28 protein-coding genes are annotated in these 25,090 nt (G+C 61.4%); 17 read left to right on the top strand and 11 right to left on the bottom strand.

The window, feature by feature from the left end:
- Window positions 1-132 precede the first annotated feature (132 nt).
- The 4 genes from dusB (at window position 133) to B9Z31_RS05445 (ending at window position 4,366) form a co-directional block, all read left to right on the top strand.
- A complete protein-coding gene (gene dusB / locus B9Z31_RS05460) occupies window positions 133-1,167 on the top strand; it encodes a tRNA dihydrouridine synthase DusB (protein WP_100118551.1) in 1,035 nt (344 codons plus the stop codon).
- A complete protein-coding gene (locus tag B9Z31_RS05455) occupies window positions 1,164-1,403 on the top strand; it encodes a Fis family transcriptional regulator (protein WP_100118550.1) in 240 nt (79 codons plus the stop codon). Before dusB ends, B9Z31_RS05455 begins: the two co-directional genes overlap by 4 nt.
- Window positions 1,404-1,423: 20 nt before the next feature.
- Window positions 1,424-3,010, top strand: a complete 1,587-nt coding sequence (gene purH, locus B9Z31_RS05450; RefSeq protein ID WP_100118751.1) for a bifunctional phosphoribosylaminoimidazolecarboxamide formyltransferase/IMP cyclohydrolase — start codon at window positions 1,424-1,426, stop codon at window positions 3,008-3,010.
- 105 nt (window positions 3,011-3,115) lie between these two features.
- Window positions 3,116-4,366: a DEAD/DEAH box helicase gene (locus B9Z31_RS05445; RefSeq protein WP_100118549.1), complete on the top strand. Its 1,251-nt coding sequence runs from the start codon at window positions 3,116-3,118 to the stop codon at window positions 4,364-4,366.
- Between the two features lie 47 nt (window positions 4,367-4,413).
- On the opposite strand, the gene B9Z31_RS05440 is transcribed toward B9Z31_RS05445, so the two are convergent.
- From B9Z31_RS05440 to B9Z31_RS05425, 4 genes are all read right to left on the bottom strand, one after another.
- Window positions 4,414-4,749 (bottom strand): DUF6172 family protein, encoded by a 336-nt coding sequence (locus tag B9Z31_RS05440; RefSeq protein WP_100118548.1) that lies wholly within the window; start codon window positions 4,747-4,749, stop codon window positions 4,414-4,416.
- 88 nt (window positions 4,750-4,837) lie between these two features.
- Window positions 4,838-5,305, bottom strand: coding sequence for a hypothetical protein (locus B9Z31_RS05435; protein ID WP_100118547.1), 468 nt, complete (start codon window positions 5,303-5,305; stop codon window positions 4,838-4,840).
- Between the two features lie 8 nt (window positions 5,306-5,313).
- Window positions 5,314-6,609, bottom strand: coding sequence for a glutamate-1-semialdehyde 2,1-aminomutase (hemL, locus tag B9Z31_RS05430; protein ID WP_100118546.1), 1,296 nt, complete (start codon window positions 6,607-6,609; stop codon window positions 5,314-5,316).
- 16 nt (window positions 6,610-6,625) lie between these two features.
- Entirely contained in the window at window positions 6,626-7,570 is a 945-nt protein-coding gene (locus B9Z31_RS05425) for a bifunctional hydroxymethylpyrimidine kinase/phosphomethylpyrimidine kinase (protein ID WP_100118545.1), read from the bottom strand.
- 103 nt (window positions 7,571-7,673) lie between these two features.
- Between B9Z31_RS05425 and B9Z31_RS05420 the strand changes: the two genes are divergently transcribed.
- Entirely contained in the window at window positions 7,674-7,844 is a 171-nt protein-coding gene (locus B9Z31_RS05420; protein WP_100118544.1) for a rubredoxin, read from the top strand.
- On the opposite strand, the gene B9Z31_RS05415 is transcribed toward B9Z31_RS05420, so the two are convergent.
- On the bottom strand, window positions 7,845-9,320 hold the full coding sequence (locus B9Z31_RS05415) for a deoxyribodipyrimidine photo-lyase (protein ID WP_100118543.1): 1,476 nt from the start codon (window positions 9,318-9,320) through the stop codon (window positions 7,845-7,847).
- A 97-nt stretch (window positions 9,321-9,417) separates the two neighbouring features.
- Here B9Z31_RS05415 and B9Z31_RS05410 point away from each other — a divergent pair, with 97 nt between their 5' ends.
- Genes B9Z31_RS05410 through B9Z31_RS05385 form a run of 6 tightly spaced genes read left to right on the top strand, consistent with a single transcriptional unit; the run spans window position 9,418 to window position 14,033 of the window.
- Complete coding sequence (locus B9Z31_RS05410) at window positions 9,418-10,017, top strand: YqgE/AlgH family protein (protein ID WP_100118542.1); 600 nt, start codon at window positions 9,418-9,420, stop codon at window positions 10,015-10,017.
- A complete protein-coding gene (gene ruvX, locus B9Z31_RS05405) occupies window positions 10,014-10,430 on the top strand; it encodes a Holliday junction resolvase RuvX (protein WP_100118541.1) in 417 nt (138 codons plus the stop codon). The genes B9Z31_RS05410 and ruvX overlap by 4 nt, the downstream gene beginning before the upstream one ends.
- On the top strand, window positions 10,427-10,927 hold the full coding sequence (gene pyrR, locus B9Z31_RS05400; protein ID WP_100118540.1) for a bifunctional pyr operon transcriptional regulator/uracil phosphoribosyltransferase PyrR: 501 nt from the start codon (window positions 10,427-10,429) through the stop codon (window positions 10,925-10,927). Before ruvX ends, pyrR begins: the two co-directional genes overlap by 4 nt.
- 16 nt (window positions 10,928-10,943) lie before the next feature.
- Complete coding sequence (locus B9Z31_RS05395; protein ID WP_100118539.1) at window positions 10,944-11,909, top strand: aspartate carbamoyltransferase catalytic subunit; 966 nt, start codon at window positions 10,944-10,946, stop codon at window positions 11,907-11,909.
- 13 nt (window positions 11,910-11,922) lie between these two features.
- Window positions 11,923-13,215 (top strand): dihydroorotase, encoded by a 1,293-nt coding sequence (locus tag B9Z31_RS05390; protein ID WP_100118538.1) that lies wholly within the window; start codon window positions 11,923-11,925, stop codon window positions 13,213-13,215.
- A gap of 38 nt (window positions 13,216-13,253) precedes the next feature.
- Window positions 13,254-14,033, top strand: a complete 780-nt coding sequence (locus tag B9Z31_RS05385; protein ID WP_369804640.1) for a lysophospholipid acyltransferase family protein — start codon at window positions 13,254-13,256, stop codon at window positions 14,031-14,033.
- Between the two features lie 8 nt (window positions 14,034-14,041).
- Here B9Z31_RS05385 and B9Z31_RS05380 read toward each other — a convergent pair whose 3' ends face one another.
- Window positions 14,042-14,443, bottom strand: coding sequence for a surface-adhesin E family protein (locus tag B9Z31_RS05380; protein WP_100118537.1), 402 nt, complete (start codon window positions 14,441-14,443; stop codon window positions 14,042-14,044).
- 61 nt (window positions 14,444-14,504) lie between these two features.
- Window positions 14,505-15,488 carry a polyprenyl synthetase family protein gene (locus B9Z31_RS05375; protein ID WP_100118536.1) on the bottom strand — a complete coding sequence of 328 codons (984 nt, stop codon included), beginning with the start codon at window positions 15,486-15,488 and terminating at the stop codon, window positions 14,505-14,507.
- 216 nt (window positions 15,489-15,704) lie between these two features.
- On the opposite strand from B9Z31_RS05375, the gene rplU reads away from it, so the two are divergent.
- The 4 genes from rplU (at window position 15,705) to proB (ending at window position 18,714) form a co-directional block, all read left to right on the top strand.
- Window positions 15,705-16,016 carry a 50S ribosomal protein L21 gene (gene rplU / locus B9Z31_RS05370; protein ID WP_019426390.1) on the top strand — a complete coding sequence of 104 codons (312 nt, stop codon included), beginning with the start codon at window positions 15,705-15,707 and terminating at the stop codon, window positions 16,014-16,016.
- 12 nt (window positions 16,017-16,028) lie between these two features.
- Window positions 16,029-16,289 (top strand): 50S ribosomal protein L27, encoded by a 261-nt coding sequence (gene rpmA, locus B9Z31_RS05365; protein WP_019430604.1) that lies wholly within the window; start codon window positions 16,029-16,031, stop codon window positions 16,287-16,289.
- Window positions 16,290-16,394: 105 nt separating this feature from the next.
- On the top strand, window positions 16,395-17,519 hold the full coding sequence (gene cgtA / locus B9Z31_RS05360) for an Obg family GTPase CgtA (RefSeq protein WP_100118535.1): 1,125 nt from the start codon (window positions 16,395-16,397) through the stop codon (window positions 17,517-17,519).
- Between the two features lie 58 nt (window positions 17,520-17,577).
- Window positions 17,578-18,714, top strand: coding sequence for a glutamate 5-kinase (proB, locus tag B9Z31_RS05355; protein ID WP_100118534.1), 1,137 nt, complete (start codon window positions 17,578-17,580; stop codon window positions 18,712-18,714).
- 33 nt (window positions 18,715-18,747) lie between these two features.
- Here the strand turns inward: proB and B9Z31_RS05350 are convergent, their stop codons facing one another.
- Entirely contained in the window at window positions 18,748-19,365 is a 618-nt protein-coding gene (locus B9Z31_RS05350) for an RNA pyrophosphohydrolase (RefSeq protein WP_100118533.1), read from the bottom strand.
- Window positions 19,366-19,465: 100 nt separating this feature from the next.
- On the opposite strand from B9Z31_RS05350, the gene B9Z31_RS05345 reads away from it, so the two are divergent.
- Window positions 19,466-21,211, top strand: a complete 1,746-nt coding sequence (locus B9Z31_RS05345) for a proline--tRNA ligase (RefSeq protein WP_100118532.1) — start codon at window positions 19,466-19,468, stop codon at window positions 21,209-21,211.
- A gap of 6 nt (window positions 21,212-21,217) precedes the next feature.
- Here B9Z31_RS05345 and B9Z31_RS05340 read toward each other — a convergent pair whose 3' ends face one another.
- Entirely contained in the window at window positions 21,218-21,652 is a 435-nt protein-coding gene (locus tag B9Z31_RS05340) for a DUF1841 family protein (protein ID WP_199174449.1), read from the bottom strand.
- Window positions 21,653-21,962: 310 nt separating this feature from the next.
- Between B9Z31_RS05340 and pcaF the strand changes: the two genes are divergently transcribed.
- The gene (pcaF, locus tag B9Z31_RS05335) at window positions 21,963-23,165 is read left to right on the top strand and encodes a 3-oxoadipyl-CoA thiolase (protein WP_100118530.1); all 1,203 of its coding nucleotides are present in this window, start codon (window positions 21,963-21,965) and stop codon (window positions 23,163-23,165) included.
- A gap of 38 nt (window positions 23,166-23,203) precedes the next feature.
- On the opposite strand, the gene B9Z31_RS05330 is transcribed toward pcaF, so the two are convergent.
- Window positions 23,204-23,605 (bottom strand): hypothetical protein, encoded by a 402-nt coding sequence (locus tag B9Z31_RS05330; RefSeq protein ID WP_100118529.1) that lies wholly within the window; start codon window positions 23,603-23,605, stop codon window positions 23,204-23,206.
- Entirely contained in the window at window positions 23,602-24,993 is a 1,392-nt protein-coding gene (locus B9Z31_RS05325) for an acyclic terpene utilization AtuA family protein (protein WP_100118528.1), read from the bottom strand. The genes B9Z31_RS05330 and B9Z31_RS05325 overlap by 4 nt, the downstream gene beginning before the upstream one ends.
- Window positions 24,994-25,090: the final 97 nt, after the last annotated feature.

Genomic DNA, 25,090 nt, shown 5'->3' with positions numbered 1-25,090 from the left:
CCAGTCGCCCCGCCTCGCCAGCGACTGGCCCCGTATTTCCTTAGCACATTCCCATGTCAGGTGCTGAAATATTAAGCAACTACAATCTCGCTTCCTAACCGGCTCCCCCCACAAAATACCCCGCTACCAGTCATGCAGATTGGCCCTTACCTATTGCCGAACAACTTGTTTGTTGCCCCCATGGCGGGGGTGACCGACCGGCCGTTTCGCCAGCTGTGCAGACAGTTCGGGGCGGGCTACGCCGTGAGTGAAATGGTGACCTCGCGGCCTGATTTGTGGCATTCGCTCAAAACTTCTCGCCGCGCCAACCATGATGGCGAACCCGGTCCGATTGCTGTGCAGATCGCTGGCACCGAAGCGCAGATGATGGCCGATGCCGCGCGTTACAACATCGACCGGGGCGCGCAAATCATCGACATCAACATGGGCTGCCCCGCCAAAAAGGTGTGCAACAAGTGGGCGGGCTCAGCGCTCATGCAAGACGAACCGCTGGCCTTGGACATCATCAGCGCGGTGGTGGAAGCAGCCTTGCCCCATGGTGTGCCTGTGACCTTGAAAATGCGCACCGGTTGGTGCGAGGCTGAAAAAAATGCGCTGAGCCTGGCCCGCGCCGCGCAAGACGCGGGTGTTCAGATGGTCACCGTGCATGGCCGCACGCGTGAGCAGGGCTACAAAGGCTTGGCCGAATACGACACCGTGGCGGCTGTCAAAGCGGCGTTGAACATCCTGGTGGTGGCCAATGGGGACATCGATTCGCCCGAGAAAGCCCGTGAGGTCTTGAAATTCACCGGGGCCGATGCCGTGATGATCGGCCGCGCTGCACAAGGCAGTCCCTGGATTTTTCGAGAAATTGCTCACTTTTTGGCCACGGGCGAACACCTTGCGACGCCCTTGCTGGCCGAAGTGCGCCGCGCCCTTCTGGCGCACCTGCAGGACCACTATGGCCTGTATGGCGAATACACCGGGGTGCGCTCGGCACGCAAGCACATCGCTTGGTATGTGCGCACGCTGCCTGGGGGCGACACATTCCGTGAACACATGAACACCCTGGAGACCGCAGCCCAACAAACGGCCGCCGTGGCCGCTTATCTGGACGGCTTGGCCGAGCAGATGGAGCGCTTGCCCCAACGGCTGGAGGTTTGCCCTGATTTAGAGACCACGCCATGAGTGAATCCCAATCCATCGAAAACTGCATCCGTGACAACCTGGACATTTACTTTCGCGACCTGGACGGCACCGAGCCCACAGGCCTGTACGACATGCTGGTCAAGTTGGTCGAAAAGCCTCTGCTGGACGTGGTGATGACCCAATCGGGCCAAAACCAGTCGCGAGCTGCCGAATGGTTGGGTCTGAACCGCAACACCTTGCGCAAGAAATTGCTTGAACACGATTTGCTGAAATGAATTTTGAAGAAAGTATGTCCATGAGAGCCCTCATCTCTGTCTCTGACAAAACCGGCATTGTCGATTTGGCCCAACAACTGCACGCCTTGGGCGTGGGCCTGATCTCCACGGGCGGCACCGCCAAACTCTTGGCCGAACAGGGCTTGCCCGTGACCGAGGTGGCCGAAGTCACCGGTTTCCCCGAAATGCTGGACGGCCGTGTGAAAACCCTGCACCCCAAAGTGCACGGTGGCTTGCTGGCGCGCCGTGACACGCCCGAGCACATGGCGGCTTTGCAGGCGCATGGCATCGACACCATTGATTTGCTCATCGTCAACTTGTATCCGTTTGAAGCCACCGTGGCCAAGCCCGGTTGCACACTGGCCGACGCGATCGAGAACATCGACATCGGCGGCCCCGCCATGGTGCGCTCTGCCGCCAAGAACTGGAAAGACGTGGGCATCGTCACCGATGCCAGCCAATACGCCGACGTGATGGCTGAACTCAAAGCCAACGGCAAACTCAGCGACAAGCTGCGCTTTGCCTTGTCGGTGGCCGCGTTCAACCGCATCAGCCAGTACGACGGCGCGATCAGCAACTACCTCTCCAGCGTGAACTTTGAAGCCGAGAAACTGAGCGAGGCCTACGTGCCCGAGCGCGCCCAGTTCAGCGGCCAGTTCAACGAGCAATACGTCAAGGTGCAAGACCTGCGTTACGGCGAAAACAGCCACCAGCAAGCGGCCTGGTACCGTGACCTGGCCCCCGCTGCCGGATCGCTCGCCACCGGCGTGCAGTTGCAAGGCAAAGAGCTGAGCTACAACAACATCGCTGACGCCGACGCAGCATGGGAGTGTGTCAAGAGCTTTGACACCACAGCCTGCGTCATCGTCAAACACGCCAACCCCTGCGGCGTGGCCGTGGGCGCGAACCCGCTGGAAGCCTACAGCAAGGCTTTCCAGACCGACCCCACCAGCGCCTTCGGCGGCATCATTGCCTTCAACCGCCCCGTGGACAAAGCGGCCGCCGAAGCGGTGAGCAAGCAGTTTGTGGAAGTTCTCATGGCGCCCGACTTCAGCGCCGAAGCGCTGGAAGTGTTCAAGAGCAAAGTCAATGTGCGCTTGATGAAAATCGCCTTGCCCACCGACTATGGCGACGTGCGCAACGCGCTTGAAACCAAGCGCGTGGGCTCGGGCTTGTTGCTGCAAAGCGCCGACAACCACGAGTTGGCTTTGGCTGACTTGAAGATCGTCACCGTCAAACAACCCACCGATGAAGAACTGAACGACCTGCTTTTCGCCTGGAAAGTGGCCAAGTTCGTCAAATCCAACGCCATCGTGTTCTGCAAAAACGGACAGACCCGTGGCGTGGGCGCAGGCCAAATGAGCCGTCTGGACTCGGCGCGCATCGCCAGCATCAAGGCCGAAGCGGCGAAGTTGAGTTTGCAACACACCGTGGTGGCCAGCGACGCCTTCTTCCCCTTCCGCGACGGCCTCGACGTGGTGGTGGACGCAGGCGCGACTTGCGTGGCCCAACCCGGTGGCTCGATGCGCGATCAGGAAGTGATTGATGCGGCCAACGAGCGTGGCGTGGCGATGGTGTTCACTGGCGTGCGCCATTTCCGCCATTGATGGCTCACCCATCGGCATGTCCTGAGGAAGCGAGCCCCTGCTCGCGCACAGGAGTTTTGTCAGAGTTCATCGGCCGCAGGGGCGGCCTCCTACAGAAAGCCCCTGATGGCCTTTGATTCACTCGGCTTGACCCCTGCGCTTTTGCGCGCCGTGGGTGACATGGGCTTGTACGCCCCCACCCCCATCCAAGCCGGGGCGATTCCTGCGGCCTTGAAATCTGCCGACGTTTGGGCCACCGCGCCCACCGGCTCTGGCAAGACGCTGGCTTTTGCTTTGCCGCTGCTGCAGCACTTGCTGGCCACGCCGCGCCAAACCAACTTTCGCCGACCCGTGCGCACACTGGTGTTGGTGCCCACCCGCGAGCTGGCGGTGCAAGTGGGCGAGGTGTTGGCCCATCTGACCTACAAGTTGCCGCAGTCGCTGAAGGTGAACACCGTGTTTGGCGGCGTCTCGGTCAACCCGCAAATGATGGCGCTGCGCGGGGGGGCCGACATCGTGGTCGCGACACCCGGTCGCTTGCTCGATTTGATCGACCAGAACGCCTTGCGCCTGGCCGATGTGCAGCATCTGGTGCTGGACGAGGCCGATCGCCTGCTGGACTTGGGTTTCGCCGATGAATTGCAGCGCGTGCTGGCGCTGCTGCCCGCCCAGCGCCAGACCCTGCTGTTTTCGGCCACCTTTGCGCCCGAGGTGGAAGCTTTGGCGGCCAAGTTGCTTCGCGATCCGCTGCGCATCACGGTGGAAGCTTTTGAAGGCCACAAGCCCGACATCACCCAGCGGGCGATTGCCGTGGACGAAAAAAGCCGCACGGGCTTGCTGCGCCACCTGATCCAAGAAAACGGCTGGAAGCAGGTGCTGGTGTTTGTGGCCACGCGCTACGCCTGCGAGCACGTGGCGAACAAGCTGTACAAGGCGGGCGTGTTTGCGACCCCTTTTCACGGCGAGATGAGCCAAGGCGCGCGCCAAGAGGTTTTGAGCGAATTCAAAGCCGGTCGCTGGGACGTGGTGGTGACCACCGATCTGGCCTCACGCGGCATCGACATCGCCATGCTGCCCGTGGTGGTCAACTACGATCTGCCGCGCTCGGCTACGGATTACACGCACCGCATTGGCCGCACGGGCAGGGCGGGTGCGCATGGCGACGCGGTGAGCTTTGTCACGGCCGCCGCGCTCGCGCATTGGCAGCTGATCCAAAAGCGCGAAAGCCTGGAACTCGCTTTGGAGCAAGTGCCAGGCTTTGAGCCAACCGAAACCCCGCCACCGCCATCACCCGGCAACGGCGGCATCAAAGGTTCACGCTTGAGCAAGAAAGACAAGTTGCGGGCGGCGGCTGCGGCAGCGCTGGGGCCCCAGTAACGCCAGGTCAGCGCACCTGATCGGGCCCAAGCCCGCTCAGACCCGGATCAGCCTGGATGGGCGCCGTCGAAGGGCTCTTCACCCCCCTCTTGGTTTTGCGCCTTGATCACACGCACGCCGTGCTTGCTCAAAATTTCCACATAGACCGACGTTGCACCGGCCTTGGCTGCAAGGTCCACCGCCTCGATCACGCCGCTCACCCGCACCACTTCGGCGCTGTCGGCGGTCAAACCCACTTTGCAGTCAAAGTCCCAAAAGTCCACGCCTTTGGGCACGTCGCGGTTGCGCTCGCGCTTGAAGTATTTGCGGATTTCGTGCTTGACGGCTTCCAGCACGCGGTCGGGGTGCTTGCCTTCGGCTTGCAGTGGGAAATTCTTTTTCATGAGGGGTCCAAGGGAATGGGCAAGCGCCCGGTCTGGACGTGAATGCAGGGGGGAATTATCGCTGGTTTGGGGTGATGGCCGGTCGGCTTCAGTCTTGGAGCCGGAACTTCAGTTGGAAGCTCACGGCACCATAGAGCCGGTCTTTCATCGGGGGCACGGCAGCGATATTCAAGCCCCAATGGCCCGACTCCAGCGTGGCCACAGGCAGCACAGCCGGGAACCAGCCGCCGTTGAAAGCGTTGGGGTAACCGTTGAAGGCGCCGGCCACCACGCCGAGTTTCACACCTGCAAAGGTCCACGGCTGGTAGTAGGCGCCCACATAGCTGGAGTTTGCGTTGTTGCTGTTGATGAAGCGGCCGGCCGTGGCGCTCCAGGTGTCGTCGAGGCGGTATTCAAAGCCCAGTCCCGGGTTCGCATTGCGCAGGCCTTGGTCGGTGTCAAAGTGCGCAGAATAAAAACCGGCGTTGACCCACAGGCGCTTGGCATCGAATTGGGCGTGGGCGGGCGACATCAGACCGGCGACACCGGCACACAAGAGGCAAGCGAGCTGTTTCATGGCCCGACTCAGAGGGTTTTGAACACGTCGCCTGCCACGCGCACGGTTTCGGCGATGTCCGCCTCGGTGTGGGCAGCGCTCACAAAACCGGCTTCGTACAAAGCGGGCGCGATGTACACGCCACCGCCCAACAGGCCGTGGAACAGCTTGTTGAACTTGGGGCTGTCGCTGGTCATGACCTTGGCGTAGTTTTGCGGCAACTCGGGCAGCAAGAAAAAGCCGAACATGCCGCCCTGGCAATCGCCGCTGAAGGGCACACCCGCTGCTGCGGCAGCACCCGTCAGGCCATCGACCAAGCTTTGGGTGCGGGCGCTCAAAGCATCCCAGAAGCCCGGTTTGGCGATCTCGCGCAGTGTGGTCAGGCCGCAGGCGGTCGCCACGGGGTTGCCGCTGAGCGTGCCAGCTTGGTACACCGGACCCGTGGGGGCCAATTGCCGCATGATGTCCCGCGGGCCTCCAAAGGCCGCCAAGGGCATGCCGCCGCCAATCACTTTACCCAGCACCGTCATGTCGGGCTTGAAGCCTGGAATGGCTTTGGCGTAAACGCTTTGCGCGCTGCCCAAAGCCACGCGAAAGCCGGACATGACTTCGTCAAACACCAGCAGTGCGCCGTGCTCAGAGCACAGCTCCCGGCAGCGCTTCATGAAGGGGACGCTGGCGCGAACAAAGTTCATATTGCCGGCAATGGGCTCGATCATCACGCAGGCCAAGTCCTTGCCGTGCAGGGCAAAGGCTTCTTCCAGCGCCGCGATGTTGTTGTACTCGAGCACCAGGGTGTCGCGCACCACTTCGGGCGGAACGCCTGCACTGGTCGGGTTGCCAAAGGTGGCCAGGCCCGAGCCGGCTTTGACCAAAAGGGCATCGGCGTGGCCGTGGTAGCAGCCCTCAAATTTGATGAACTTGCTGCGGCCTGTGGCGCCGCGGGCCAAACGCAGTGCGCTCATGCCCGCTTCGGTCCCCGAGCTGACCAAGCGCACCATTTCCATGGAGGGGACGTGCTTCAGAATTTCCTCCGCCAGTTCAATTTCCCGCTCGGTGGGTGCGCCGAAAGAAAAGCCATCCAGTGCCGCTTTTTGCACGGCCTCGAGCACGGCTGGGTGGCCGTGTCCCAGGATCATCGGCCCCCAAGAGCCGATGTAGTCGATGTATTTTTGGCCATTGGCGTCCCAAAAATAGGCCCCCTGTGCACGCTGCACAAAGCGGGGCGTGCCGCCCACCGCGCGAAAAGCGCGCACAGGCGAATTCACGCCACCCGGTATCACTTGGGCGGCGCGGTCAAAAAGGGCTTGGTTGCGATCGGTCATGGCTTTGTCTCTCGTGTCAATGTTTGGTTTCGTTGAAAGGCATTTCAAAGTAGTCGGGCCCCGGCAGTGTCTCGGGTCCTTCTTCGGTGTCGGTGTCTTCGCCTTCGGGCAGCGCCCAAAACAAGCGGTCTGGAATGACTTGGCCCATGCCGGGGCGGAAACCTTCGTCCAGACAGCGGTCCAGGTAATGGAGTGCTTCGCTGCTGGCTTCGGGCAAGTCCATGCCGGTGGCCAGCAAAGCGGCCAGTGCGGCGGTCAGGGTGTCTCCGGCACCGGCAAAAACCGCTTCGATGCGCTCGAATTTTTCGTGTGCCATCACGGTTTCGGGGGAGGCCAGCACGTTGTCAATGTGTTGTTCAGGCAAGGGGATGCCCGTGACCAATGTATAGGGGACCCCCAACGCGGATGCCGCTTTGGCAATGTCCCGGGGGCCAGGGTTGCGTTCGCCGGTCCACTCGGGCAACAACCAGCGGCGCAGTGTGCTGTGATGGCCCACCAGAACGCTGGTTTGCGGCAACAAGAGCTCCCGAAAAGCATCCAGATAGGCGTCGATCTTGTCCTCTTCCCACCAAGACAAATTGGGCATGTAGGCCACCACAGGCACGCCGTCGTAGTCATCGGCCAGTTCGGCGATGGTGGCGATGCTTTCAGGGGTGCCCACAAAACCCACTTTGATGACTTGAACCGGCACATCCTCGGCCACGGCCCGAGCCTGGTCGTGCACAGCTTCTTCGTCGAGTGGGAAAAAATCGGTGATGCCGCTGGTATCACGGACATAACTGCCCGTGCAGACCGGCATGCAGTGCGCGCCGACCGATGCCATGGCTGTGGCATCGCCACTCAGGCCACCGGCGCCACTGGGGTCATTGGCGTTGAAGGACAACACACAAGCCAAGCCTTCTGACCCTTCGGCATCAACTTCATCGGTTTCGGGCGCAGTTTCGGAGTGTGGGGCGGTCATGACAGCAGGTTGAAGAAGGGCTTCAGACGGTCTTCAGCCGGGCGCTCGGTGGTGCCCGATACAATCAATTCATTCTATTCGACTCTCTGATTGCGATACTGTGATGGAACACAAAACCTGGATGTGCTTGATTTGCGGCTGGATCTACGACGAAGCCGAGGGCGACCCTGAGCACGGCCTGGCACCCGGCACCAAATGGGAAGACGTGCCCATGAACTGGACTTGCCCTGAGTGCGCAGCGCGCAAAGAAGACTTTGAGATGGTGGCGATCTGATCAGTCCGCGGTTTTCTTGACCACGGCATAGCGGGTCAGCGTTTTTTCGCGGGCCTGAGCGTGGTCAACCACGGGTGCCGGGTAGGTTTTGCCGATCACCACACCTGCTGCCTGCAAAGCCAGGGGTTTCGCCAGCCAAGGGGCATGCAAGTCTGGGGTGGGCAAGGCCGCCAATTCGGGCAGGTAGCGCCGAATGAACTTGCCCTCCGGATCGAACTTTTCGCTTTGGCTGATCGGGTTGAAGATCCGAAAATAGGGCTGTGCGTCGCAGCCGCTGGAGCTGGCCCATTGCCAACCGCCGTTGTTGGCTGACAAATCAAAGTCGTTCAGGTGCGTGGCGAAGTACTTTTCACCCCAGCGCCAATCGATGCCCAAATCCTTCACCAAAAAGCTCGCCACCACCATGCGCAGCCGGTTGTGCATGTAGCCAGTCTGGTTGAGTTGGCGCATGGCCGCGTCCACCAGCGGGTAGCCGGTGCGCGCTTCGCACCAGGCATCAAAGAGTTTGTGGGCGTGAGGGCCGTGCTCCCAGCGGATGGCGTCGTAGTCGGGCTTGAAGCTCTTGCCTTGGCCCACATGGGCGAAGTTGTGCAACACCTGCACATAAAAATCGCGCCAAATCAACTCCGACAGCCACACACTGGCCCCCACACTGCCGGCCAACATGCGAGGGTGCGCCTCGCGAGCCAATTGGCGGATCGACACGGTGCCAAAGCGCAAATGCACGCTCAAATAACTCGGCCCTTTGACGGCAGGAAAGTTCCGGGTGTCTTCGTACGCGTCGATTCGGGTCAAAAAGTCTTTCAACAAGGCTTGGGCCCCCGATTCGCCCGTGGGGATTTTCAGCGCCTTCAGGTTGGTGGCCTCAAAGCCAATTTCGGCCAGACTGGGCACCGGGTGCGCCAACTCATCCGGGCGGGGGGCCAAGTGGGGGGCCAAGGGGGACACGTCAAAAGCCTGCAAGTCTTGCGGCGTGACTTTTTTCAGCCAGGCGTTTTTGTAGGGCGTGAAGACGCTGAAGGGCTTGGCCATCTGGGTCAGCACCTCGTTGCGTTCAAAAACCACATGGTCTTTGAAGGTGTGCAGCACGATGCCGTGGTCAGCCAAGTGGCCCCGCACCTGAATGTCGCGCGCGAGTGCGTGGGGTTCGTCATCGTGGTTGGCAAAAACGGCTTGCGCCTGCAGGTGTTGCGCCAATTTCACAATTTTGTCTTTGGCGACACCGTGTCGCACGATCAGACCGGCCTGGGGGTGTCCTGCCAGTTCACGCAATCTTTGGTCCAGCTCGACCAGCGATTCCCGGATGAACTCGACCCGGCGGTCAGCGCGGGGCAGCGCATTCAAAATCTCGTCGTCAAAGACAAAGGCCACATGGACCCTTTGGCAGTGTTTCAGGGCCTGGTGAAGGGCGGCGTTGTCGCTGGCACGCAAGTCGCGGCGCAGCCAAACCAGGCCACAAGAAAAGGAGGGTGCCATGAGAGCGGGTGTTTCCGTGGGTATCGTTGCCCCGTCGGGGCGGTGGGGGATGCTGTCGGCTGGAGATGAACCCAGGCCAGACCGTTAAAATCGGCGCATGACAGATTGTGCCTCCATCGACCTCAAGCATCATTTCCTGATCGCCATGCCCGGGTTGGAAGATGAGACATTCGCCCGCAGTGTGGTCTACATGTGTGAGCACAGTGAGCGCGGCGCCATGGGTCTGATCATCAACAAGCCCGCCGACATCAGCATGCGCCTGCTGTTTGACAAAGTGGAGCTGCCTTTGCGCCGGGAAGACCTGATCAACAACGCCGTGTCCCACGGCGGCCCCTTGCAAACCGAGCGGGGATTTGTCTTGCACGATCCGATCCGCATGGACAAGCCCCAAGAGGATGGTGGGTCGGTGTATGCCTCCACCCTTGTGGTGCCGGGTGGCCTGGAGATGACCACCTCGCGAGATGTCCTCGAGGCCCTGTCTTCCGGGGTGGGCCCACGGCGGGTGTTGATCACCCTGGGTTACGCTTCTTGGGGGGAAGGTCAGCTGGAATCGGAGTTGGGCGAGAACACTTGGCTCACCGTGCCCGCCTCTGCCGATGTGATTTTTGAAGTGCCTATGTCTGAGCGTTACGACCGCGCCTTGGACCTGCTGGGCCTCAAAAGCTGGATGTTGTCACCGGACGCGGGGCACGCATGAGCAGCGCAGCAGAGAACCTCGTTCCAGCCCACCAGCAAACCTTTTTGGCCTTTGACTACGGCCTCAAACGCACAGGCGTGGCGGTGGGTAACCGTTTGATGAAAAGTGCCACACCGCAAGGCACGATTGCCGCCGAGGGCGATGCGCGGTTCGAGCACATTGCCAAGCGTATCCAAGAGTGGCAGCCCGATGCGCTGGTGATTGGCGTGCCGACTCACCCCGATGGGGGGGAGCACGAGAACACCCTGCGTGCCCGCAAGTTCGGCCGCCAGCTGCGCGGTCGCTTTGGCCTTTCGGTGTACGAGGTGGACGAGCGTTACACCACCACCGAAGCCCATTCGCAGGGCGCCAAAGACGCCGATGCGGCGGCGGCGGCGATCATCTTGGAACAGTTTTTAAGGAATATCCCATGAGCGCTTTGGCCCTCAACGCGGAAGCGTTGTATTTGGAGTTGTTGCGAGGCGTGCGCAGCCTGTGCAAGGCGGACACCCGGCTGGTGGGCATCACCTCGGGCGGCGCTTGGTTGGCGCAGCGTTTGCAACGTGATTTGGGCCTGAGCGGTGAAGCCGGGCAGGTGTCGTCGGTCATGCACCGAGACGATTTTGCCCAGCGAGGCCTTTCGGCAGGGGGCCAGACCAGCCTGCCCTTCGAGGTCGATGGCGCGGACATCTTGATTCTTGACGATGTGCTCTACACGGGCCGCACCATCCGCGCCGTGCTCAACGAACTGTTTGATTACGGCCGCCCTGCCTGTGTTCAGTTGGCCGTGCTGGTGGACCGCGGTGGCCGCCAATTGCCGGTGCAAGCCGACTACGCCGCAGCCCGCGTGGCGCTGCCCGAGACGCAATCGCTGGCGCTGGCCCGAGACGCAGAGGGCCGTTTCAGTTTTGAAGTGGAGAACAAAGCCTGACCGAGGTGAGAACAACATGCTCTACAAACGCAACAACCCCCAACTCAACAAGCACGGCGAGCTGATCCATCTGCTCTCCACCGAAGGCTTGTCCAAGGACATCCTGACCCACATCCTCGACACCGCGCAGGGCTTTGTGAGTGTCAACGACCGCGAGGTCAAGAAGGTGCCTCTCTTGCGCGGCAAGAGCGTGTTCAACCTGTTCTTCGAGAACAGCACCCGCACCCGAACCACCTTCGACATCGCGGCGACCCGCCTGTCAGCCGACGTTTACACGCTCGACATCGCGCGCTCTTCCGCCAGCAAAGGGGAGTCGCTGCTCGACACCATTGCCAACCTCAGCGCCATGGCCGCCGACATTTTTGTGGTGCGCCACAGCGAGTCGGGCGCGCCCTACCTGATCGCCCAGCACGTGGCGCCCCATGTGCATGTGGTCAACGCGGGTGACGGTCGTCACGCCCACCCCACCCAGGCGCTGCTGGACATGTACACCATCCGGCACTACAAAAAAGACTTCGCCAACCTCACCGTGGCCATCGTGGGCGATGTGCTGCACTCGCGTGTCGCCCGCTCGGACATCCACGCGCTCACCACGCTGGGCTGCGCCGAAGTGCGTGTGGTGGGCCCCAAAACGCTGGTGCCCGCAGACATGGCCCAGATGGGCGTGCGCGTTTTCAACAAGCTGGAAGAAGGCATCCAAGGCTGTGACGTGGTCATCATGCTGCGCCTGCAAAACGAGCGCATGAGCGGCGCGTTGCTGCCCTCCAGCCAGGAATACTTCGAGAGCTTTGGCCTCACGCCCGAGAAGCTGCAACTGGCCAAGCCCGATGCCATCGTCATGCACCCCGGCCCGATCAACCGCGGGGTCGAGATCGACTCGGCGGTGGTCGACGGCCAGCAAAGCGTGATCCTGCCGCAGGTGACCTTTGGCATCGCCGTGCGCATGGCGGTGATGAGCATCGTGGCTGGCAACGAAGCCTGAGGGGAACAAGAACATGAAAATCCTGATTCAAAACGGCCGCGTCATCGACCCCGCCAGCGGCTTTGACCAAACTGCCGACCTGGCTATCGCTGCCGGGCGCATCGTGGCGATGGGCGCAGCACCTGCCGACTTCAGCCCTGACCGGGTGATCGACGCCAAAGGTTGCCTGGTGGCGCCCGGCCTGGTCGACCTGGCAGCGCGCCTGCGTGAGCCTGGCCAGGAACACGCGGGCATGCTGGAGAGCGAAATGGCCGCGGCCATGGCGGGTGGGGTGACCAGCTTGGTCTGCTCGCCAGACACCGAGCCGGTTCTGGATGAGCCTGGTTTGGTCGAGATGCTGCGCTACCGCGCCGAAAAGCTGCACCAAGCCCGCGTGCTGCCGCTGGGTGCACTCACCGTGGGTTTGAAGGGGGATGTGCTGAGCGAAATGGGCCAGCTCACCGCCGCTGGCTGTGTGGGCTTTTCCCAGGCCGAGGTGCCGATCGCCAGCACGCAGGTGCTGCAACGCGCGCTGCAATATGCCAGCACCTTTGGCTTCGTCGTCTGGCTGCGCCCGCAAGAGCTGCACTTGGGCAAGGGCGTCGCCGCCAGTGGCCCGCTGGCCACGCGCATGGGCTTGTCCGGCGTGTCGGTGGCGGCCGAAACGATTGCTTTGCACACGATTTTTGAGTTGGTGCGCAGCACCCGGGCCCGCGTGCACCTGTGCCGCATCAGCAGCGCTCAAGGTGTCGAGCTGGTGCGTCAGGCCAAGGCCGAAGGCTTGCCTGTCACCGCCGACGTCAGCATCAACTCGCTGCACCTGACCGATGCCGACATGGGCTACTTCGACAGCCGTGCCCGCCTGACGCCTGTGTTGCGCCAACAACGCGACCGCGATGCGCTTCGTGCAGGTCTGGCCGATGGCACGCTCGACGCGCTGGTGTCGGACCACACCCCCGTTGACGCCGATGCCAAGGCCCTGCCGTTTGCAGAGGCTGAGCCTGGTGCCACGGGTTTGGAATTGCTCTGGAGCTTGGCGCTCAAGTGGGGTCAAGAGGCCAAACTGCCTTTGCCGCAGGTGCTGTCGCGCATCACCGCCGACCCTGCGCGGGTGCTGGGCGCTGCCTTGGGCCCCTTGCAAGACTCGGTGGGCCATCTGGCCGTGGGGGGGGGTGCCGATGTGTGCGTCTTGACGACCGAGGACCACTGGCCTGTGACGGCCGAGTCTTTGCGCAGCCAAGGCAAGAGCACGCCGTTTTCTGGCTATGAACTGCCTGGCCGTGTCTTGGCCACGGTGGTGGGCGGCCATTTGGCGTTCGAAGCCTGAGGTGCTCAAGCCATGACCTCACGCGTCCCCTTGCCCTCATGCCCAAGCCTGAGGACATGATGCACAGCTGGCGTGCCATTTGGAAATTTTGGCGAGGACTGGTGCATGTCTTTGGCGGCATGTGGACGATTTATGTCCGCTTCCCCCAGCTCAGCATCGAGCAGCGAGAGATGCGTGTGCAAGCTTGGGCCTTGCAGTTTTTGGCGCTTTGGCACATCCAATTGAAGGTGGTGGGGCAGCCCGTGCGCAGTGGCCCGGCGCTGTTGGTGTCCAACCACATTTCTTGGTTGGACATCATGGTCATCCATGCGGCGCGGCATTGCCGCTTTGTGTCCAAGTCCGACATTCGGGACTGGCCGCTCGTTGGCATGTTGGCCACCGGAGCGGGAACGCTTTACATTGAGCGCACCAACCGAAAGGACGCACTGCGCATGGTCAAAGACATGGCCCATGCCCTGCAAGAAGGCGATGTGGTGGCTATTTTTCCTGAAGGAACCACCAGCGATGGTCTGGATTTGCTGCCTTTCCACGCCAACTTGATCCAGTCGGCGATCCAAGCCCAAGCGCCGGTCCAACCCATGGCGCTTCAGTTTTTGGATTCTCAAACAGGCGACATCACCCTAGCGCCCTGTTACATCGGCGACGACACCCTGATTGGCTCCATGTGGCGCACGCTCAAAGCGCCGGGCATCACGGCCGTGGTTCATTTTGGGGACTTGCAGCAGGCCGATGGCCGTGATCGCCGGACCTGGGCCCATGACCTGCGCGAAGATGTGATCCGTTTGCGCGATGCCAGCGATGCTCAGTGGCCCCATTGAGGCATGCCTCAGCAAATCTTGCGTGCAATCTTGTGGATGGGCGAACTGGGATCGATCTCTAACCATTCGTGCAGCATGCCTTGGCGGAACACCGTATCCCCCTTCAGCATGGCTTCGGAGTAATAAGTCATGTGCAGAACGCGGGCCATCTTGCGTTTGCAATTGACTTGGACTTGAGACTGCAGCGACAGATAGGTTTTGCCATTGCTGGTGCTCTGAGGCTTTTTGTAATCCAAGGCGCTCCAGACCTTTTTGATGCCATCTTCCTCGGTGACGGATTTGGCATCGATGTAGAACAAACCATCGGGGTTGTTCATGATGGGCTCCCACTTGGGGCTGGCATGCACCCCGGCGCTCACACCACAAGCCCAGACCAGAACTGCCAAAGAGATGAATGGGTTGAGTTTCATGTTCAGGTTGGAGAGAAAGAGACTGAGCCGGACAGGGCTTGCCGAACGAGGCCCAAAGCCATCAGGTTCTGCGCTTGAGCAGTTGTGAGGCCAACACCACCATGGCTTGGCGATGGGCATTGTCGGGCAACTGCATGGCGGCATCGATGGCCCGTTGGGCTTCTGCTGCGGCAGCATCCCGTGTGGCCTCCAAGGCCCCGGTTTCTCGCACGATGGCCACGATGTCGGTGAGCCGGTCCACACTGCCGGTTTCAATCGCCTCGCGCACGGTTTGGCTCTGGGCCGCGTTGCCGCGTTGCATGGCCAAAATCAGGGGCAGGGTGGCTTTGCCTTCGCGCAAGTCATCGCCCAGGTTTTTCCCCATTTCTGCGGCATTGCCGTCGTAGTCCAGCACATCGTCGATGACCTGAAATGCTGTGCCCAGGGCCTGACCGTAGTCTGCACAAGCGTTTTCGATGGCCACAGGGCTGGCGGCCAAGATGGCGCCCAGGCGGGCACTGGCTTCAAACAGCTTGGCTGTTTTGGATCGGATGACCCGCAAATAGCCCTCTTCGTCGAGAGAGGCGTCATGCATGTTCATCAACTGAAGCACTTCGCCTTCGGCGATCACATTGGTGGCATCGGCCAAGATTTGCATGACCCGCATGCTTTGGGCATCCACCATCATCTGAAAGGCCCGGGAGTACAAAAAGTCGCCCACCAGCACGCTGGCCGGATTGCCGAAGTTTTCGTTGGCCGTGGGCCTGCCGCGCCGCAAGGTGGATTCGTCCACCACATCGTCGTGCAGCAAAGTGGCCGTGTGGATGAACTCCACCACGGCCGCCAGGTTGTGGCGTTGTGTCCCGGCATATCCCAAAGCGCCGCATGTCAGCAGCAAAAGCACCGGGCGAAGGCGCTTTCCGCCTGCAGAAATGATGTAACGCGCCACATCGCCCACCAAGGGCACGCCAGAATCGAGCCGATGGGCGATCACCCGGTCGACCTCGGCCATGTCGGAGGCCACCAATTCGAGAACGGCGGCGGTGCTGTGTTCAGTGGCAGACAAGTGGGGTATCCGGCTGGTGACTTGGCTGGGCCAAGTCCAAAAAGGGCGAGTGAAGGGGGTGGTTGGATTCTGAACCCATTATAGAGACCGTGTTTGCCGCCCCAAGCTGGAGGTGGCCGCTTGAGCCGAATGATTTGCCGGATGGACTTGTCCGTGCTAGAATCTCGGGTTCCTTGGGGATTAGCCCTTGGAAACTTCCATTCAAAGAGGTCATTTATGTACGCGGTCATAAAAACCGGTGGCAAACAGTATCGTGTTGTCGCTGGCGAAAAAATTAAAGTAGAACAGATTGCTGCGGACGTTGGCCAGGAAATCGTGATTGATCAAGTTTTGGCCGTCGGTACCGGCGCTGAACTCAAGATCGGCACGCCCCTGGTGTCCGGCGCCACAGTCAAAGCCACAGTTTTGGCGCATGGCAAGCACGACAAAGTGCACATCTTCAAGATGCGCCGTCGTAAGCACTATCAGAAACGTCAGGGTCACCGCCAGCAGTTCACCGAACTGCAAATCGGCGCGATCTCTGCCTGAGGAGAATAGGTCATGGCACAGAAAAAAGGCGGCGGCTCTACGCGCAACGGTCGTGATTCCAAGCCAAAGATGCTGGGTGTCAAGGCTTTCGGTGGTGAACTGATCAGCGCTGGCTCGATCATTGTTCGTCAACGTGGTACCAAGTTCCATGCGGGCAACAATGTCGGCATTGGCAAAGACCACACTTTGTTTGCCCTGGTGGATGGCCACGTGTCGTTCTCCACAAAAGGCGAACTGAGCAAGCACATGGTCAACGTGACACCGGCTGTTTAAGCCTGTCGCGCCCATGGCGAAGAGGAGCCCCGCAAGACGGGGCTCTTTGCTTTTCTGGCCCTGTGACGCCTGGACGGTGGGGCCCCAAGCTACACTGGAAATCTCATGAAGTTCGTTGACGAAGCCTATATTGACATCTCCGCAGGCGACGGCGGGAACGGCTGCGTCTCGTTCCGCCACGAAAAGTACAAAGAATTCGGTGGCCCCAATGGTGGCGACGGTGGTCGGGGTGGGCATGTGTTCGCTTTTGCCGACATCAACCTCAACACCTTGGTGGATTACCGATATTCCAGGCGCCACGATGCCAAGCGCGGTCAGCACGGGATGGGCTCGGACATGTTCGGCGCTGCGGGCGACGACGTCACCCTCAAGATGCCCGTGGGCACCATCATCAGCGACGCCGAAACGGGCGAAGTCCTGTATGAATTGCTGGTGCCCGGTGAGACCATCATGATCGCCAAGGGCGGTGACGGCGGTTTTGGCAACATGCGCTTCAAGAGCGCCATCAACCGTGCCCCGCGTCAGAAAACACCGGGCTGGCTGGGTGAAAAGAAAGAACTCAAGCTGGAGCTGAAGGTGCTGGCCGATGTGGGTCTGCTGGGCATGCCCAATGCCGGCAAATCCACTTTCATTGCGGCCGTCTCCAACGCCCGCCCCAAAATCGCCGATTACCCCTTCACCACCTTGCACCCTAACTTGGGCGTGGTCCGCGTGGGCCCCGAGCAAAGCTTTGTGGTGGCCGATGTGCCGGGTCTGATTGAAGGCGCCTCCGAAGGCGCAGGCCTGGGGCATTTGTTTTTGCGCCACTTGCAGCGCACCCGTTTGCTGCTGCATGTGGTCGACTTTGCGCCCTTTGACGAGAACGTCGACCCGGTGCAGCAAGCCAAAGCCATTGTGGCGGAGCTGAAAAAATACGATCCGGGCTTGTACAACAAGCCGCGTTGGCTGGTGCTCAACAAGCTGGACATGGTGCCCGCTGACGAGCGCGAGGCACGTGTCAAGGATTTCATCAAGCGCATGCGCTACAAAGGCCCTGTGTTCCAAATTTCGGCGCTGACCCGCGAAGGCTGCGAGCCCTTGATCAAGGACATCTACAAGCACATCCGTGCCCAACAGATCATTGAACAAGGTGTGGTGGACATCGATCCGCGCTTCAAGGAGCAAGACAAGCCGCAAGCGCCGGATGCAGACGATCCCCGCTTCAAGCCCATGCCCTCCGACGCCGATTGACGCGGTCGTTCCCAGTCCCTGACAAAAAGCTGTTTCAACGCCAAGCCCCTAGCCCTGAATGACCTCTGCCGCTGTTTCCACCCTGTTGCGTGATGCCCGCCGCATCGTTGTCAAAGTCGGCTCTAGCCTGGTGACCAACGAGGGCCGCGGCTTGGACGAAGGCGCGATCGGTGAATGGTGCCGTCAGATGGCGCTGCTCAGTGCACAAGGCAAAGAGGTGGTGATGGTGTCCAGCGGGGCGATTGCCGAAGGCATGAAACGTTTGGGTTGGACCACCCGCCCGATGGAGGTGCCCGCTTTGCAAGCCGCTGCCGCGGTGGGCCAGATGGGTTTGGCCCAAATGTACGAGACGAAGTTGCGCGAAAACGGCATGGGCAGTGCCCAGGTCTTGCTCACCCATGCGGACTTGGCCGATCGTGAGCGTTACCTCAATGCCCGCTCGACCTTGCTGACCTTGCTGCAACACCGTGTGCTGCCTGTGATCAACGAAAACGACACGGTGGTCAACGACGAAATCAAATTTGGTGACAACGACACCTTGGGTGCCTTGGTGGCCAATTTGATTGAGGCCGACCTCTTGGTCATTTTGACCGACCAAAAGGGCCTGTACAGCGCGGATCCGCGCAAAGACCCTGGGGCTACTTTTGTGCACGAAGCCCATGCGGGCGACCCTGCGCTGGAGGCCATGGCGGGCGGCGCAGGCTCGAGCATTGGTAAGGGCGGCATGATCACCAAAATCCTGGCGGCCAAACGGGCTGCGGGCTCCGGTGCATCCACGGTGATCGCCTGGGGCCGTGAGCCCGACGCCCTGCTGCGCTTGGCGCAAGGCGACAACATGGGCACATTGCTGGTGGCTCAGACCGCCAAGCAACAGGCCCGCAAGCAATGGATGGCCGATCATTTGCAACTGCGTGGCTCGGTCACGGTCGATGCTGGCGCTGCCCACAAAGTGATGACGGAGGGCAAGAGCTTGTTGCCCATTGGCATGACGGGGGTCGCGGGTGATTTTTCACGCGGTGACGTGATCGCCATCAAAGACGAGCAAGGCTCGGAAATCGCTCGGGGCTTGGCCAATTACGCCAGTGCCGAAGCCCGCTTGCTTTGTCGCAAACCCTCTCACGACTACGAGGCTTTGCTGGGCTACACCGCCGAGCCCGAAATGGTGCACCGGGACAACCTGATCCTCAGCCGTTGAGCCGATCAAGCCCGCCCATGCGGGCGGGTTGTTTTAGCCTTGCGGATTGGGGTCGAAACTGGCCCCGGGCGGCAGCTCCATGTGCACCGGTGGCTGCATCTCCGGGGTGCCGCCATCGGGATCCAGGTTGTCCCGAGGCCCACGGTTGGCGCCGCGCAAATAGCGGTTTTGCCTGTCTTGACGTGGCAAAAAACGGGCCAACTCGGTCAGTGCCATCTCGTAGACGCCGCGTTTGAACTCCACCACCACATCCAGCGGCACCCAATAGTCATTCCAACGCCAAGCGTCAAATTCTGGGTGGTCTGTGGCGCGCAGGTTCAAGTGGTGGTCGTGCGTGACCATTTGCAGCAAGTACCAGATTTGTTTCTGGCCCTTGTAAAAGCCGCGAGCATCCCTGCGGATGAAGCGGTCTGGCACCTCATAGCGCAACCAGTCACGGGTTCGGGCCACGATGCGCACATGCTCTGGATGGAGCCCCACTTCTTCGTGCAGTTCTCGGAACATGGCCTGTTCGGGACTCTCACCCCGGTCAATGCCACCCTGCGGAAACTGCCAACTGTGGGTGCGGATGCGTTTGCCCCAGAAAACCTGGTTTTTCTGGTTGAGCAGAATGATGCCGACGTTCGGCCTAAAGCCTTCACGGTCAAGCATAATCAACCTCAAATTTTTAAATTGTGTCCATTATGCACGGCGCACCGCCGCTGGCACTTGGATGTTTCCCTGATGCCCCTGCCTGAGTTAGTTTGACGCGATGAAAGCCTCCCAGTTCCTCATTTCCACCCTCAAAGAAGCCCCCGCCGATGCCGAGGTGGTCAGCCACAAGCTGATGACCCGGGCTGGCCTGATCAAAAAATTGGGCGCTGGCATCTACAACTACATGCCCATGGGCCTGCGTGTGATCCGCAAGGTCGAGGCCATCGTGCGCGAAGAGATGAACCGCGCAGGCGCCATCGAGATGACCATGCCGGTGGTGCAACCGGCCGAGCTGTGGCAGGAAACGGGGCGCTTTGACAAGATGGGCCCAGAGCTTTTGCGCATCAAGGACCGCCATGGTCGTGATTTCGTGATCCAGCCCACCAGCGAAGAGGTGGTGACCGACGTGGTGCGCCAAGAAGTGCGCAGTTACAAACAGCTGCCCAAAAACTTCTACCAGATCCAGACCAAGTTCCGCGACGAGCGCCGCCCGCGCTTTGGCCTGATGCGCGGCCGTGAATTCACCATGAAAGACGCGTACAGCTTTGACCGCGACATGGCGAGCGCCAAGGCCAGCTACCAAGTCATGGCCGGGGCCTATCGCAAGATTTTTGACCGCTTTGGTCTGACCTACCGCGCTGTTGCGGCCGACAGCGGCGCCATCGGTGGCGATTTGTCCGAAGAGTTCCAGGTGATTGCCGCCACGGGTGAAGACGCCATCGTGTACTGCCCCACCAGCGGCTATGCCGCCAACATGGAAAAGGCCGAGGCGCTCGCACCCAGCCAGCCGCGCGGCGCTGCCACGCAAGCCTTGACCAAGACCCCCACGCCCGGCAAGAGCACCTGCGAGGACGTGGCCGCCTTGCTGAACGTGCCGCTGTCCACCACCGTCAAGTCCTTGGTGCTGGCCACCGACACCTTGAACGAGCAAGGCGAGATCGTCAAGTCGCAAGTGTGGCTCTTGCTGCTGCGTGGTGACCACGACATGAACGAAGTCAAAGTCGGCAAATTGCCTGGCATGGAAGGCGGTTTCCGCTTTGCCACCTTGGCCGAGATCGAAGAGCACTTTGGCTGCAAGCCGGGTTACCTGGGTCCGCTGAATTTGAAGAAGCCGGTTCATATGGTGGCCGACCGCGAGGTGGCCGTGATGGCCGATTGGATCTGCGGTGCCAACGCAGAAGACTTCCACATCACCGGCGTCAACTGGGGCCGCGACCTGCCCGAGCCTGCCTTGGTGGCCGACATCCGCAATGTGGTGACGGGCGACAAGTCGCCTGACGGCCAAGGCGAGCTGGCGATCGAGCGCGGCATCGAAGTGGGCCATGTGTTCTACCTGGGCACCAAGTACTCCAAGGCCATGAACGCCACGTTTCTGGACGAAACCGGCAAGCCGCAATTTCTGGAAATGGGCTGCTACGGCATCGGCATCACGCGCTTGCCCGCTGCCGCCATCGAGCAAAACCACGACGAGCGCGGCATCATCTGGCCTGACGCGATTGCCCCTTTCACCGCCGTGGTTTGCCCCATCGGCATGGACCGCAGTGAAGCGGTCAAGCTGGAAGCCGAGCGCATTTACAACGGCCTGCTCGCCGCCGGTGTGGACGTGATCTTGGACGACCGTGGCGAGCGACCCGGCGCCATGTTCGCCGATTGGGAGCTGATCGGTGTCCCGCACCGCATCACCATTGGTGACAAGGGCCTGAAAGACGGCTTGGTCGAATACCAGCACCGCCGCGATGCCGAAGCGACCAAAGTGGCCGTTTCTGACATCTTGTCGCATATCCAAGGCCGCATGGCGGCCTGATTCGCCTCAGTCTTTCGTGGCGTGCCTTTGCACGCAGGCGATGTAGGCCTCCCCATCGGGCATGCGCCCCGAGCGTTGGCTTTCATGCACCATGCGGCCCAGGCATTCCATGGCCTGATGGTGGGCATCGTGCAGGGAGTTGAGTCTGTGTGTCAGCAATTCCACAGCTTGCCGAATGCCCCGTGGTTGGTCGATGCTGCATTGTTCGCTGATCGACAGGTGCATCGACAAGTGCAAAAAAGGATTTTCCCGGTTCGGGTCGGCTTGGTGCATGGCGGCCAGGGCCGCATCCACGTCGGCCAGTTCGGCGTGGTACTCGGGGTGTTCATCCATCCATTGGCTGACCAGCATTTCCATGGGCTCGAGTGGGGCAGCGGTCTTGGCCTTGGCGTAGACGCCACAAAAAAAGCGCCGGACATCGGCTTGTGAAGGTTGGATCAGCATGGATGTCATTGTCCCTCATGTCTGCCTGGGGTAGCCTGCGATCGGGCCTGGGCGCCGGTGCTCAGAGGCGCTTCGCTTTGCCACATCGCCCCATCCCCCAGGCCCGATCGCAGGCATGGCCGTCGATTCAGCCGCCATGCAGTTTGAGCATAGGCGGTCACTGTTCGTGCGATGTGGCAAAGCGAAGCGCCTCTGAGCCCGGGCAGCGCCGCACACGACCCTTGCGGATTCAACACCTAGAATTGATCCAGTGAAACGTCAAAACATGCAATAAAATGCATGCCACACCAATTCGGAGACTCAAAACATGAACCAAGCCTACATTTGCGACGCGATCCGTACCCCTTTTGGTCGTTACGGTGGCGCTTTGAGCAGCGTGCGCACCGACGACCTGGGTGCCGTGCCCCTGCGCGCCTTGATGGCGCGCAACCCCCAAGTGGACTGGGCGGCAGTGAGCGACGTGCTGTACGGCTGCGCCAACCAGGCCGGTGAAGACAACCGCAATGTGGCCCACATGAGCAGCTTGTTGGCGGGCTTGCCGATCGATGTGCCCGGTGCCACCCTCAACCGCCTGTGCGGCTCGGGTCTGGACGCCATTGGCACCGCGGCCCGCGCCATCAAGGCTGGCGAAGCCGGTTTGATGATTGCCGGTGGTGTGGAAAGCATGAGCCGCGCCCCGTTTGTGATGCCCAAAGCCGAAACGGCCTTCAGCCGCAACAACGCGGTGTACGACACCACCATTGGCTGGCGTTTCGTCAACAAGTTGATGAAGGCCCAGTACGGCGTCGATTCGATGCCCGAGACCGCTGAGAACGTGGCCACCGACTACAAGATCGAGCGCGAAGCGCAAGACCTGATGGCCTACAACAGCCAGCTGCGTGCGGTGGCCGCCATCCAAGCCGGGCACCTGGCCCGCGAGATTGTGGGCGTGAGCATTCCTCAGAAAAAGGGCGATGCCATTTTGGTGGACACCGACGAACACCCCCGCGCAACCAGTCTGGAAGCGCTGGCCAAGCTCAAAGGCGTGGTGCGCCCGGACGGCACGGTGACCGCGGGCAACGCCTCGGGTGTGAACGATGGCGCTTGTGCATTGCTCCTGGCCGACGAAGCCGCCGCTGCCAAAAACGGGTTGACCCCCAAGGCCCGCATTGTGGGCATGGCCACGGCGGGCGTGGCCCCGCGTGTCATGGGCATTGGCCCTGCGCCTGCCACGCTCAAAGTGTTGGCCCAAACAGGCCTGACGCTGGAGCAGATCGACGTGATCGAATTGAACGAGGCTTTTGCCGCGCAAGGCCTGGCCGTGCTGCGCATGTTGGGCCTGAAAGACGACGATGCCCGCGTGAACGCCTGGGGCGGCGCCATTGCCCTGGGTCATCCGCTGGGTGCATCGGGTGCGCGTTTGGCCACCACCGCCATCAACCGCCTGCACAGCACAGGCGGTCGCTACGCCCTGTGCACCATGTGCATCGGCGTGGGTCAAGGCATTGCCTTGATCATCGAGCGCGTTTGAGGCCTGGACCCCGGATCCCGTCCGGGGTGACCCTGCCGTCAGGTCTGGGCTGACCCCTGCGGCCACCAGCCCTTTCGGGGGCTTTTTTGTGCCTGCTCGAGTTCTTCGGCACCGACGTCGATCTCCAAGCGCAGCAGTGCTGCGCCCATGGCTTTGCCCAGGTTATCGAGGCGCAGGTTGCGTGCGCCGCCGCCTTGCAAAGCGCCGTGCAGCACGAACTTCAGGGCCAGAATGTTGGGCATAGGCCAGGCGTCCACTTGCCCCGGCAACCATGGCGCAAAGTGCGCCTGCACATTGGCCGCCGTCACTTCGCGCGCCAAGAGGCGATAGCCCGCCTCGTTCCAGGCGAACAGGCCAAAGTCCACCCAGTCGGCTTTGTCGCCACTGCGGGCGTGGGCAATGCGGGCCAAGGGGATCGTCACAAGAGGTGCTGTGGTCATGCGCCGGTCTCCAAAATCTCCACACGGGCTTGAACACGGTCACGCGCCATCAAGGTGGGCCAAATGCCCAGCAAGGCGCTGGAGGCGTTCAAGCCTTGAAAGCCGCAGGTGTAGGCCGGCCCGCTCAGTGCCATCCAGGGGAACAATCTGCCAAAGCCATCGGCCACCGCTTTGGAGCGGGTGCGCAGCACCATGCGCACCCAGATCTCGGCGCGTTCGTTCAGCTCGGCCGCAGGCGGCAAGGGGGCCAGCGGACCATGCGCGGAATTCAGCCCGGGGTATTCCACAAACAGCTCGTCAAAAGGCATGTGGCGCTCTTTCAGTTGGCTGCGCACCATGGCCTCTGCGGCCTGCACCTTGTCCCAGGCATCAGGCCAAGAAAAGCCCCAGCTGATCTCGGCCTTGAAGCCGTCTTGAAAGCCGGCCACCACTTTGAGCTGGTCGGTGGGTGCGCTGCCTTGGGCGCCGGTCAAGCGCACGCGGTGCTGGCCCTCGTCGTGCAACTGAATCTGGCCCATGTCCAGCACCACATCGGGTGAGAAATACGCATGCGGGTTGTGGACTTCGTAGAGCAGTTGCTGGCGCACGGTGTCGAAGTTGACCAGGCCGCCTGTGCCCGGTGCCTTGGTGATGAAGGCCGTGCCGTCTGGCCAAACCTCGGCAATGGGGTAGCCGATGTGCGCCAAGTCCGGGATGTTTTGCCAGCTGCCTTGGCTGCCGAAATTGCCGCCGCTGCCCTGGCCTGAGCATTCGAGCAAGTGCCCCACCGTCAGGCCCTGCGCCAGGCGGTGGAAGTCCTCGGGGGTGCTGGCATCGGCGAGTTTCCAACCCAGCGCGTGCACCAGCGGGCCCAGAAACAGCGCGGCATCGGCCACGCGTCCGGTGATCACGATGTCGGCCCCCAGGTCCAGTGCCTCCACGATGGGCTGTGCGCCCAGATAGGCATTGCCAAACACCAAGCGCTCGCGCACGCTGTCCACGTCAGCGCCGCTCATCATGTGGTCATAACGTGCGGCAGGGTCTTGCAGCAGGGGCAGCACGTCATCGCCACTCACCACCGCAATGCGCGGGTGCCAGCCTGCGCCGGCCAAGGCTTTTTGCACCGCCAGCGCCGCACCCATGGGGTTGAGGCCACCCGCGTTGCAAACGAAGCGCACACCACGCGGCTGCATCAGGGGCCACAGGCGCAAAAGCATGGGCAGCACATCGCGGGCGTAACCCAGGGCTGGGTCACGTTGCCGGTCTTTTTGCAAGATGGCCAGCGTCAATTCGGCCAGGTGGTCGCTGGCGATGAATTGCACCTGACCGCGTTCGATGCTGGCGATCACGGGCTCCCAGTTGTCCCCGTAGAAGCCGAGCCCGGATCCGATGCGTATGGCATGTGTCATGAAGGGATATTGAAGCCTTGCGTGTGAGTTCGAATGGGGGTCAACCCCTAGGGAAAGTCTCGTGTAAGACATGCACAATCGCACGGTCGTTCGCAAA

Origin of the sequence: Limnohabitans sp. G3-2, assembly GCF_002778275.1 — a bacterium.
Classification (GTDB): Bacteria; Pseudomonadota; Gammaproteobacteria; order Burkholderiales; family Burkholderiaceae_C; genus Limnohabitans_A.
This window is presented reverse-complemented; position numbering and strand designations above follow the sequence as displayed.